The following is a 6,967-nucleotide window of genomic DNA, read 5'->3' as shown; positions in this document are numbered from 1 at the left end:
ACCCCACCCGGCCGGGCTGGCTGCGCCGGCTGCTGGAATGGCAGCAGTCCGCGCCCGACCCCGACACCTTCTGGAGCTCGCTGCGCGAGGACCTCGCGCAGGACCGCGAGATCACCGTCTTCCTGACCGGCGGCGACGGCCCCGGCACCACCATCAGCCTGCCGGCGGGCGCCACCTGTATCGACGCGGCCTACGCCCAGCACGGCGAGGCCGCCCACGGCTGTATCGGGGCCCGCGTCAACGGCCGGCTCACCTCCCTGGCCAGCGCCCTGGCCGACGGCGACACCGTGCAGCTCCTGCTCGGCAGCGACCCCGCCGCCGGACCCGCCGCCGACTGGCTGGAGCACGCCCGTACCCCCGCCGCCCGGATCGCCATCGGCGGCTGGCTACGGGCCCACCCCGGCAGCACCCGACCGGCCCAGGCCGCCCCGCGGGCCCCGCTGACCGTCGTCAACCTGCGGCCCGGCAGCGGCAACGCCGTCGCCGACCTGCCCGACGCCCATGTCCGGCTGGCCGGCTGCTGCACCCCGGTGCCCCCCGACGCGGTCGCCGGCTTCGTCGTCCGCGGCGGCGCCGTCACCGTGCACCGCACGGAGTGCGCCGTGGCGTGCGAGATGCGCGCCCGCGGGCGCACCCCGGTCGCCGTGCACTGGCGGGCCACCGCCGACTGCCGGGTCACCCTGGTCGCCGAATCGTTCGGCCGCCCCCATCTGCTGGCCGACCTCACCGAGGCCATCGCCCGGCTGCACGTCGAGGTCATCTCCGCCACCGTCGAACCGCCCGTCGAAGGCCGGGTCCGGCACTCGTACACCCTGCACCTGCGCGACGCGACCACCCTGCCCGCCCTGATGCGCGCCATGCGCGACGTCCCCGGCGTCTACGACGTCAGCCGCGCCTAGCCACGGTCCCGCCTCGCCCCGACCGTCCCGTCCCGTCGCCGGACCGTACTCCTCCGGCTCCCGCCGGGGGTCTCCTTCGGGTGGTCCCGCCGCGCGTCGTGCCCGGGCGTGGCGGGGCCCCTGGTATGCGGTGGGGGATGCGCCTCACCTCCGCCCGACTGCGCGCCGGGCTGCTCGCCGCCGCCTCCCTGACCCTCGTCGCCGCCGTGCTGCCGCCGCCCCCGCAGGCCCTGGGCATCGGTGACCGGCTCTTCCCCGAGCTCGGGAACCCCGGGTACGACGTCCTCGCGTACGACCTGTCCTTCACCTACCGCAGCAACAAGGAACCGCTCGACGCCGTCACCGTGATCAGTGCCAGGACCCTGGAGCCGCTGGAGCGGATCAACCTGGACTTCACCCACGGCACGGTCGCCGCCGCCGAGGTCAACGGCGAGCCCGCGACGTTCCAGAGCGCGGGCGAGGACCTGGTCCTCACCCCCCGCACCCCGCTGCCCGAGGGCGTCCCGCTGCACATCACCGTCCGGCACACCAGCGACCCCCGCGGCCGGGCCGACGGCGGCTGGGTGACCACCGGCGACGGGCTGGCCATGGCCAACCAGGCGGACGCCGCGCACCGGGTCTTCCCGTGCAACGACCACCCCGCGGACAAGGCGTACTACACCTTCCGGATCACCGTCCCCGAGGGCCTGACCGCCGTCGCCAACGGGCTGCCCGACCTGCCCGCCCACCGGGCCGTCGGGGCCCGCCCCGGCGCCGCCGCCGGGACCACCTGGACCTACCGCACCCACCACCCCATGGCCACCGAACTCGCCCAGGTCTCCATCGGCGACTCCGCCGTCGTCCGGCGCACCGGACCGCACGGCCTGCCGGTGCGCGACGTGGTCCCGGCCGCCGACCGCGAGCGGCTGGAGAAGTGGCTGGCCAAGACCCCCGACCAGCTCTCCTGGATGGAGCAGCGGGTCGGCCGCTACCCCTTCGAGACGTACGGGGTCCTGATCGCGCGCGCCTCCACCGGCTTCGAGCTGGAGACCCAGACCCTGTCGCTGTTCGAACGGAACGTCTTCACCGACACCGGCTACCCCGAGTGGTACGTCGAGTCGATCATGGTCCACGAGCTCGCCCACCAGTGGTTCGGCGACAGCGTCACCCCGCGCACCTGGTCCGACCTGTGGCTCAACGAGGGCCACGCCACCTGGTACGAGGCCCTCTACGCCGACGGCCTCGGCAAGTACTCCCTGGAGCGGCGCATGCGCGAGGCGTACCAGCGCTCCGACCAGTGGCGGGCCGCCGGCGGCCCGCCCGCCGCGCCCAAGGCGGCCGCGCCGGGGGAGAAGATCGGGCTGTTCCGGCCGGTGGTCTACGACGGCGCCGCCCTGGTCCTGTACGCCCTGCGGCAGAAGATCGGCACCGCCGCCTTCGACCGGCTGGAGCGCCGCTGGGTCGCCGAGCACGCCGACTCCGTCGCCGGCACCGCCGACTTCGTCCGCATGGCCTCCCAGGAGGCCGGGACCGACCTCTCGTCCTTCCTCCAGCCCTGGCTGTACGGCAGAACCACCCCGCCGATGCCGGGCCACCCGGAGTGGAGCACCCCGAAAAGCGTGTGACCCCGCAGGAACGGGCATGTCACCATCGAGGGGTCGACGGGCCACCCGCGGGAATCCCCGGCCGGTGTGACACGTTGTACCCGTACACCACTCGTATACCGACGTAAGGATCCAATGACCTCCTCTTCTTCTTCCTCCTCACAGGACGCGCAGAGCTTGACCGGAAGCCTTCGGGCCGATGCCCTGATGGAAGAGGACGTCGCCTGGAGCCAGGGGATCGACGGGGAGCGGGACGGCGACCAGTTCGACCGCTCCGAGCGCGCCGCCCTCCGCAGGGTCGCGGGCCTGTCCACCGAGCTCGAGGACGTCACCGAGGTCGAGTACCGACAGCTCCGCCTGGAGCGCGTGGTGCTCGTCGGCGTCTGGACCTCCGGCACGGTGCAGGATGCGGAGAACTCCCTCGCGGAGCTCGCCGCCCTCGCCGAGACGGCCGGCGCCCTCGTCCTCGACGGTGTCGTCCAGCGCCGCGACAAGCCCGACCCGGCCACCTTCATCGGTTCCGGCAAGGCCCGCGAGCTCGCCGACATCGTCGTCGAGACCGGAGCCGACACCGTCGTCTGCGACGGCGAGCTCAGCCCCGGCCAGCTGATCGCGCTCGAAGACGTCGTCAAGGTCAAGGTGATCGACCGGACCGCCTTGATCCTCGACATCTTCGCCCAGCACGCCAAGTCCCGCGAGGGCAAGGCACAGGTCTCGCTCGCGCAGATGCAGTACATGCTGCCGCGCCTGCGCGGCTGGGGTCAGTCGCTGTCCCGTCAGATGGGCGGCGGCAAGGGCGGCGGCCTCGCCACCCGCGGTCCCGGTGAGACCAAGATCGAGACCGACCGGCGACGGATCCGCGAGAAGATGGCGAAGATGCGCCGGGAGATCGCGGAGATGAAGACCGGCCGCGACCTCAAGCGGCAGGAACGCCGCCGCAACAAGGTGCCCTCGGTCGCCATCGCCGGCTACACCAACGCCGGCAAGTCCTCCCTGCTCAACCGGCTCACCGGCGCGGGCGTGCTGGTGGAGAACGCCCTGTTCGCCACCCTCGACCCGACCGTGCGCCGGGCCGAGACGCCCAGCGGCCGCGTCTACACGCTGGCCGACACCGTCGGATTCGTCCGGCACCTGCCCCACCACCTGGTCGAGGCGTTCCGCTCCACCATGGAGGAGGTCGGCGACTCCGATCTCATCCTGCACGTGGTGGACGGCGCGCACCCGGCGCCGGAGGAGCAGCTGGCGGCCGTCCGCGAGGTCATCCGCGAGGTCGGGGCGGTCGACGTCCCCGAGATCGTGGTGATCAACAAGGCGGACGCGGCCGACCCGCTGGTGCTCCAGCGGCTGCTGCGGATCGAGAAGCACTCCATCGCCGTCTCGGCCCGCACCGGCCTCGGCATGGAGGAGCTGCTCGAACTCATCGACGCCGAGCTGCCGCGACCCGAGGTCGAGGTGGAGGCCCTGGTGCCGTACACCCGCGGCGCCCTGGTCGCCCGCGCCCACGCCGAGGGCGAGGTGATCTCCGAGGAGCACACCCCGGAGGGCACCCTGCTCAAGGCCCGGGTCCACCAGGAGCTGGCGGCCGACCTCGCTCCGTACGTGCCGGCCCGGCACTGACGACAAAAAGCCGGAGGGCCCCCGCACCTGGTGCGGGGGCCCTCCGGCGTTCGTCCTGCCCGGGTGTCGTCCTGCCCCGGTCCTACTTGAACTTGCGGCTGACCGCCTCGAAGACCGCCTTGGCCTCCGGACCCAGCCGCGGACCCGCCAGCCAGCCCGCCTTGGCCGGGCCGATGGAGGTGTTCGACACCAGCGCCGGCTTGCCGTCGGCACCCGCCGCGACCCAGCCGCCGCCCGAGGAGCCACCGGTCATCGTGCAACCGATGCGGTACATCACCGGGTCGTTCCCGTTCAGCGACAGCCGGCCCGGCTTGTCGGCGCACTGGAAGGCCCGCTGCCCGTCGAACGGCGCCGCCGCCGGGTAGCCGGTGGCCGTGATGCTCGCGACCTTCTGCACGGCCGGGGCGTTGAACTCCACCGGCAGCGCCGAACCGACCGTCTCCTCCAGCGACTTGGAGCTGCCCTTCTCCGGCGTCACGTGCAGCACCGCGAAGTCGTACGGGGCACCCTGGCCACCGGTCGGGCCGCCCTGGGCGATCCACTGGTCCGACGTCTGCGCCCAGTCGCTCCACCACACGCCGTACGGGGCCACCTCGTCCCGCTTGGCACCCTTGAGCTGCGCCTGCGTCCTGCCCGCGTTGTTGTACGACGGCACGAAGGCGATGTTGCGGTACCAGCCGCCCGCCTTGCCCGCGTGCACGCAGTGTCCGGCCGTCCAGACCATGTTGGACCTGCCCGGGTGCGCCGGGTCCTTCACGACCGTCGCCGAGCAGACCATCGAGCCCTCGGGGCCGTCGAAGAACACCTTGCCCGCCTCGGGGACGCTCTGGTGGTACGGCGTCCCCAGCGCCTTGGCGTTGACCGGCGCCGGCGTCGGGTCGGTGACGCCCTGGTCCTTGCCCAGGTCGGGGTCGGTCACCGGCTTGTCGGGACGCTGGGCGTCACGCATCCGGTCCGGGTCCCACAGGTCCTCGATGATCGGGTTGATGAAGTCGTTGGCCTCGCGGAGCCAGTCGTCCTTCTTCCAGTTCTTCCAGGCACCGCCCTTCCACTTGTCCAGGTCGACGCCGTGCTGCTTGAGCTTGTCCTTGAGCTGGTCCGGGATCTTGATCCCGTCGGTCGGCGTGCTCGCCGCCACGTCCGTCGGCTTGGCGTCGCCGCCGCCCTCCCCGCCGCCGGGCCCACAGGCCGCTGCGGTCAGCGCGAGCGCGGCCGCGCACAGTACTGCGGTGACCGGTCGGTTCGGTCGCATGTCGTCAATCCCCCTGGTGGGTCGATGCGCGAAGTTGAGCACCCCACTATGCCGTCGCCGCCCAGGACGCCGGAGCCCGGGTCCGCGGTTGCAAGGATCTTCGACCGACCCGTGATCGGCCGGGCCCACCGTCGTTGGTACGTACGGGGGATGTGCGCCGGCCGGGCGCGCGGGCGCCTCGCGGCGCCCGGCAACTCACGCGGGAGGACCGACAGTCGTGGCCGTGACGACCGGACAGGCCGCAGCCGCGGCCGCCTTGACCCCCTCGCCCGCACCACCCGCCCAGGGCGGCGCGGAGCGGGACGCGATCCTGCGCCGGCAGTCGCAGCGCGAGTCCGCCGCGCGGACGTACGCCCGCTCGCTGCCGATCGTGCCGGTGCGGGCCCGCGGGCTCACCATCGAGGGCGCCGACGGGCGCCGCTACCTCGACTGCCTCTCCGGCGCGGGCGCCCTCGCCCTCGGCCACAACCATCCCGTGGTCCTCGAAGCCGTCCGCCGGGTCATCGACTCGGGCGCGCCCCTGCAGGTCCTCGACCTCGCCACGCCCCTCAAGGACGCCTTCGTCACCGAGCTGTTCACGAACCTGCCGCCCGGGCTCGCCGAGAACGCCCGCATCCAGTTCTGCGGACCGGCCGGCACCGACGCCGTCGAAGCCGCCCTGCGCCTGGTCCGCACCGCCACCGGCCGCACCGGACTGCTGGCCTTCACCGGCGCCTACCACGGCATGACCACCGGGTCCCTGGACGCCTCCGGCGGGGCCGAGGGCGTCCGCGTGACCCGGCTGCCCTACCCCAGCGACCACCGCTGCCCCTTCGGCGTCGGCGGCGCCGAAGGGGCGGCGCTGTGCGCCCGCTGGACCGAGCACCTCCTCGACGACCCCAAGGGCGGGGTGCCCGCACCCGCCGGGATGATCCTCGAACCCGTCCAGGGCGAGGGCGGCGTGGTGCCCGCCCCCGACGACTGGCTGCGCCGGATGCGGGAGATCACCGAGGCCCGCGGCATCCCGCTGATCGCCGACGAGGTGCAGACCGGCGTCGGACGCACCGGGGCCTTCTGGGGCGTCGACCACGCCGGGGTGGTCCCCGACGTGATGGTGCTGTCCAAGGCCATCGGCGGCAGCCTCCCGCTCGCCGCCGTGGTCTACCGGGCCGAGCTGGACGTCTGGCAGCCCGGCGCGCATGCCGGAACGTTCCGCGGGAACCAGCTCGCCATGGCCGCCGGCACCGCCACCCTCGCCTACGTCCGCGAGAACCGGCTCGCCGAGCGCGCCGCCGCGCTCGGCGCGCGGATGCTCGCCGCCCTGCACGGGCTGACCGCCTCCCACCCGTACGTCGGCGACGTACGCGGCCGGGGCCTGATGATCGGCCTCGAACTCGTCGACCCCGACGCCCCCGAGAACGACTCCGGCCCGGCACCGGCGGCCCCGCACCTCGCCGCCGCAGTGCGCCGGGCCTGCCTGGACCGGGGCCTGATCGTGGAACTCGGCGGACGCCACCAGAGCGTGGTGCGCCTGCTGCCGCCCCTGACCCTCACCGACGAACAAGCCACCGCCGTCCTGGACCGCCTGGCCGACGCCTTGGACACCCTGCCCGCGACCCGACCCCCCACCCCGGGCC

General features: G+C 73.7%; 5 protein-coding genes. 4 read left to right on the top strand and 1 reads right to left on the bottom strand.

What is annotated here, in order from left to right:
• The 3 genes from EF918_RS30210 to hflX form a co-directional block, all read left to right on the top strand.
• A partial coding sequence (locus tag EF918_RS30210; protein ID WP_148141281.1) for a TGS domain-containing protein occupies positions 1–899 on the top strand: 899 nt, incomplete at its 5' end.
• A 137-nt stretch (positions 900–1,036) separates the two neighbouring features.
• On the top strand, positions 1,037–2,503 hold the full coding sequence (locus EF918_RS30205) for a M1 family metallopeptidase (protein WP_125652115.1): 1,467 nt from the start codon (positions 1,037–1,039) through the stop codon (positions 2,501–2,503).
• 114 nt (positions 2,504–2,617) lie between these two features.
• The gene (hflX, locus tag EF918_RS30200; RefSeq protein ID WP_125652114.1) at positions 2,618–4,099 is read left to right on the top strand and encodes a GTPase HflX; all 1,482 of its coding nucleotides are present in this window, start codon (positions 2,618–2,620) and stop codon (positions 4,097–4,099) included.
• Between the two features lie 82 nt (positions 4,100–4,181).
• On the opposite strand, the gene EF918_RS30195 is transcribed toward hflX, so the two are convergent.
• A complete protein-coding gene (locus EF918_RS30195; RefSeq protein ID WP_125652113.1) occupies positions 4,182–5,351 on the bottom strand; it encodes a serine protease in 1,170 nt (389 codons plus the stop codon).
• Between the two features lie 256 nt (positions 5,352–5,607).
• Here EF918_RS30195 and EF918_RS30190 point away from each other — a divergent pair.
• Positions 5,608–6,967: diaminobutyrate--2-oxoglutarate transaminase family protein (locus EF918_RS30190; RefSeq protein WP_185921987.1), on the top strand; the 1,360-nt coding region annotated here is incomplete at its 3' end.

The sequence above is a fragment of the Streptomyces sp. WAC06614 genome (assembly GCF_003949795.1).
In the GTDB taxonomy this organism is placed as follows: domain Bacteria; phylum Actinomycetota; class Actinomycetes; order Streptomycetales; family Streptomycetaceae; genus Streptomyces.
The sequence above is the reverse complement of the archived record's forward strand: the minus strand, read 5'-3'. Positions and strand labels throughout refer to the sequence as shown.